This is a genomic window from Algoriphagus sp., assembly GCF_024642405.1.
Lineage (GTDB): Bacteria > Bacteroidota > Bacteroidia > Cytophagales > Cyclobacteriaceae > Algoriphagus.
In genome coordinates, this window is the sequence record NZ_JAHEBC010000349.1 from 1 (window position 1) to 3921 (window position 3921).

Annotated in this window: 5 protein-coding genes; 3 read left to right on the top strand and 2 right to left on the bottom strand. The window is 36.1% G+C overall.

Going from position 1 to position 3921, the window contains the following annotated elements; genetic code table 11:
* The coding region (locus tag Q0L68_RS17500; RefSeq protein ID WP_296705553.1) for a DUF6544 family protein at positions 1-807 on the bottom strand (807 nt) is incomplete at its 3' end.
* A gap of 291 nt (positions 808-1098) precedes the next feature.
* Here Q0L68_RS17500 and Q0L68_RS17505 point away from each other — a divergent pair.
* From Q0L68_RS17505 to Q0L68_RS17515, 3 genes are all read left to right on the top strand, one after another.
* Entirely contained in the window at positions 1099-1611 is a 513-nt protein-coding gene (locus Q0L68_RS17505; protein ID WP_296705554.1) for an RNA polymerase sigma factor, read from the top strand.
* Positions 1612-1615: 4 nt separating this feature from the next.
* Positions 1616-2203 carry a hypothetical protein gene (locus tag Q0L68_RS17510; protein ID WP_296705555.1) on the top strand — a complete coding sequence of 196 codons (588 nt, stop codon included), beginning with the start codon at positions 1616-1618 and terminating at the stop codon, positions 2201-2203.
* A 290-nt stretch (positions 2204-2493) separates the two neighbouring features.
* Positions 2494-3591, top strand: coding sequence for a transporter substrate-binding domain-containing protein (locus Q0L68_RS17515; RefSeq protein ID WP_296705556.1), 1098 nt, complete (start codon positions 2494-2496; stop codon positions 3589-3591).
* 14 nt (positions 3592-3605) lie between these two features.
* On the opposite strand, the gene Q0L68_RS17520 is transcribed toward Q0L68_RS17515, so the two are convergent.
* Positions 3606-3921, bottom strand: a 316-nt coding sequence (locus Q0L68_RS17520) for a hypothetical protein (protein WP_296705557.1), incomplete at its 5' end; no start/stop codon positions are given.

Sequence of the window (3921 nt, forward strand, 5' to 3'; positions counted from 1 at the left end):
CTCCCAATTAATGTATGGGCTTAAAGCAGCAGATGGAAACCATACGATCTCCGCTAAATACCGTTGCAGAGTGGCCTGATCTATCTTTTCATTGTTTTTTGCATGAACTATTGGGAATATCGAAAATAACTTAATGCACATTTCCCCTTTCCCATTCTCAAACTTGTCTCTACCCACTATTGAGAGAGCAGGATTTAAATTCATTGCCACCATCCAATTAAAAGCTGGAGGTTCAACGGTAAAGTATTGCCTTGCTTTGGCTTTGCTCCAGTCCTTCTGCTCAGGTTTCATGAGCATCTCTGCCTCTTGCTCTAGATACACATTTTGAATTGGGGCTTTTCCCATTACTCCACTTATGAGTAGCCATTTTTGAACGATTGGAGGTAAGTCGGAAATCAAATCTTCAGAAAGCTCCGAATAAGGAAGATCAGTGGATTTTTCAAGTATTTTGGATGCTTCTGCTTGTACTTTATTTTGAAAGTCTGTGGCGTAGAAAGCCACAATTCCAAAAGCCAGAATAACCAGGTTTAAAAGGGTGCCGTATTTGGCATCTGCCCAATAGTTGAAAATTAAAAATTGGGAAAGAAGTACTCCAAGAATGGCAATGATATACCAAGAGTTGAATTTTAAAGTATATAGAATTGCAGAAACCAGAAACAACATAAATGCCACTAACCAGATTATTCCAAAACCTTTAGATATCGGCTGTGAAATGGCGTTGAACTCGGCTAGATTAAATGCTTTGAGAAAGCCCATCAAATGGATGATTCCATGAATTCCCATCAATAATAGTAAAGCTATTCGCATGATTCCCTTTTCCTATCTATAAATGATTCGAATAAACTATCTGCCTCTGGATAGGCAATAGCCTTCACTCTTTAATATCCTGAAAATCCTTTTTTTCACAAGTTAATTTTGGGATATTTTTTTCTACCAAGGTCTTTCAAAAAAATAAGGTCTCAATTCCTTATTTAGAATATATTTTTATTTATCATAAATACTTGATAATAAGTAGTTTAATATTTAGTCAGAAAAAATTAATTCGATTTTGTAAGAAATGGGCTATTCCTCGGTACTAACTTATTGACAATTCGCTATATGACTGAACAAGCACAAACAGACATCTTCAATGACTGGTTAGCTAACCACAAAGCCATACTCTTTAAGGTAGTCCGTGCTTATGGGTTCAACCTAGAGGACCAAGAAGATCTCTTTCAAGAGATCGCTGTTCAGGTCTGGCGATCTGTCTCAAAATTCAGGAACGACTGCGCAGTCACAACTTGGATGTATAGAATTGCACTGAATACAGCTCTTAAATGGAGCAGTAAAGAAAGCAAGCATCAGGTGGGTCGAGAGGACTTGGATCACAGGGCTCATGTATTAATCGAGCAAAAGGAATTTGCTGATGAAAGATTAGAATGGCTTTATGAGCAAATCGCTCGCCTTGACAAAATAGATAGATCACTTTGTCTCTTATTGCTAGATGGATTTAGCTATAAAGAGATGTCGATGATCGCAGGTATTTCCGAGAATTATGTAGGTGTGAGAATCAATCGGATTAAGAAGCACCTGAGTAATCAATCAGAAAAAATGATAAAAAATGGAATTTAAAGAGATGAAAAAAATATGGGACGCCCAGAAGGGTGAGGCATTGTATGCGATAGACCAAAATGCATTACATGATAAAGTAATCGTGAGCAAAACAAAGTCTGCACGAAAAGCAAGTAAATTAGAATTAACTCTGATCAGTAGCTTATTAATTGCTAGTGGAATGGTTTGGTGGGCTATGATAAGGAAATCGAGTTTTGAACTCGTACAGGTCATTTTTGCTTCCCTACTTTTACTGGTGGCAATAGCCATCTTTATCAGTCGAAGAAAGAGAATGACTTGGCAGAACTCTTTCGAAAATAATATGCTTGGAGACCTTGAGCAGGGTTTGGCAAATGCAACCTACCAGGTAAACTTATCGAAAGCTGCAGCTTTCTTGTATTTAACCGTAACAGGTTTTGCTGTAGTATCCGTTTTCAAAGAAGCGGAAGATTGGTGGAAATCTGTCCTAGTACTCTTACTTTTAGGATTTGGCTATATCGCTTCTCGCTGGGAGCATCGGAAGTTTTATGTTGGTCAAAAGAAAAACTTGACTGAAATGAAAGAACAGCTATTGCGGATGGCAAATGAGGATGTTGAAAATCTCTATGATTAATAAAAACTTAAAAGTATTGATTCACTTTTAAAATTAAGGCCATTGAGATCTTTCATCCCAATGGCCTTTTGTTCTTTTATCCTGTCTTTAGTTTTTCCATTTTACAGGAGTAAATTGAAAATGCGGATTCTGCTTTTTCTCTTTTTACTTTGTTTTAGCTTTTATTTTCCTTACCATCCAATCATTTTAGGAAATACATTTGGATTAAATCCTCCTAAATTCCTCTTCAAAATTTCGATTTTGGCCTATAAATAGCCTTAGTTATTACCATTTTAAATAGAGTCATAAATATGCGATCCAAAACGATCTATAATTGCTTCATTCTTTTTTTCTTCATTCTTCTTCCAAAAAATAATATTCTTTTCGCCCAATCTAAAATTACTTCCTCGGATACTTTACGTGTAGGTGTCGCGGGCAGTCAACCTTTTGTATTTCCAAATAATATGGAAAATAGGGGGATTGCAATGGATCTTTGGGAGGCTTTGGCTGCCAAAAAAAACTGGGTTTATAGCTATAAATATTTTGATCAAGTAGAAAAAGCCATAAGTGAGCTTGAAAAGGAAAGGTTAGATTTATTGATAGGTCCGATAAGTATTACTTCTTCCCGTCTCGAAAATGTTCATTTTTCGCAGCCATTTTATAACTCTAGTTTATCTATTGTTTCCAGATCAGATGAACTTACATTATGGCAAAAAATTAAACCTTTTTTCAGCGTTCGTTTATTGATTGCAGTTGGAATATTCTTATTCATTTTGGCAATGGTGGGTTCATTATTTTGGCTAGCAGAGCGGAAGAACTCTCCCGAACAGTTTCCAAAAGATCCTATTAGTGGAATAGGCAATGGAATGTGGTTTGCTGTGGTCACGATGAGTACAGTTGGATATGGAGATAAAGCGCCGGTTACACTTTGGGGAAGGATAATTACAGGTACTTGGATAATTGTTTCTATTATTTTTGCGACGTCTATGGTGGCGGGTATCGCGAGTACTCTGACCTTAAATTCTTTGAGTTCATCTACCATACTTAATATAGAGCAACTTTCGAATAAAAAGGCTGGAACTTTGGTAGGATCTCCATCATCGGAATTTCTGAAAGAAAACCGAGCTAAAGTTATAGAATCCAATACATTGGAAGAATCCATGAATAAGCTTAAAAATAAAGAGGTTGATGCAGTTGTTTATGACAGACCTCAGTTGCTTTACTACATTAAACAAAACGAAAGTGAGAATCTCTACCTCGCCAAAGCCGAATATTTTAAGCAGGGATATGGTTTTGCCTTTCCTTTCGATACACCTTTATTGTATGAATTTAATAGGGCCTTGCTAGAGTTTTCTGAGGATCAAGAAACTCAAAAAATAATTGATAAATACTTGGAGAAAGATGAGTAGTTAAAAACTATATCCTACTTGCATTTAACATGTAGAAGTCCCTGCAAAGTATTGATTTCTGATAAGATTGCCTTGTAAAGTTCAACCTGCCTTGTATTTACAGATACATATTCAATTGATTCGTTGAGCAATCTAGACTTCATAGGATTAGTTAATTTTTCCATTTCATTGATTTGAAATGATTCTTTTACATCTTCATCCAATCCAATTACAAATCGGCCTTCTTTTATTGAGGCCTGATTTGAGCCGTTGGCAAAATTATCATCATGTGCAAAAAGGATGTCAACAGCATGTTTCCCATTGACCATGATGATACTTTTGAGTTCTTCT

Bases quoted from the DNA above. Each gene is read 5' to 3' on its own strand.
- Q0L68_RS17515 (WP_296705556.1), top strand. From the start codon at position 2,494: ATGCGATCCAAAACGATCTATAATTGCTTCATTCTTTTTTTCTTCATT.
- Q0L68_RS17510 (WP_296705555.1), top strand. From the start codon at position 1,616: ATGAAAAAAATATGGGACGCCCAGAAGGGTGAGGCATTGTATGCGATA.
- Q0L68_RS17505 (WP_296705554.1), top strand. From the start codon at position 1,099: ATGACTGAACAAGCACAAACAGACATCTTCAATGACTGGTTAGCTAAC.